1 protein-coding gene is annotated in these 265 nt (G+C 64.2%); it reads left to right on the forward strand.

From position 1 onward, the window contains the following. A partial coding sequence (locus tag SB764_RS41110; protein WP_410866914.1) for an ACP S-malonyltransferase occupies positions 1 to 265 on the forward strand: 265 nt, incomplete at both ends.

Below are 265 nucleotides of genomic sequence, written 5' to 3' on the forward strand. Positions count from 1 at the left end.
GCAGGCCAAGGGTCTCGATGTCAAGTCGAAGGTTTCCTATGTCGCCGGCCACTCGCTCGGCGAATATTCCGCTCTCTGCGCCGCCGGCACGTTCACGCTTGCCGATACCGCCCGCCTGTTGCGCATCCGCGGCAATGCCATGCAAGCAGCCGTGCCCGTCGGCGTCGGCGCCATGGCGGCGATCATCGGCCTCGAACATGCCGATGTGATCGCCGTTTGCGAAGAAGCCTCTGCCCTCGGTTCGGTGCAGATCGCCAACGACAAT

The sequence above is a fragment of the Paraburkholderia sp. SIMBA_027 genome, assembly GCF_046535315.1.
GTDB classification, from domain to species: domain Bacteria; phylum Pseudomonadota; class Gammaproteobacteria; order Burkholderiales; family Burkholderiaceae; genus Paraburkholderia; species Paraburkholderia tropica.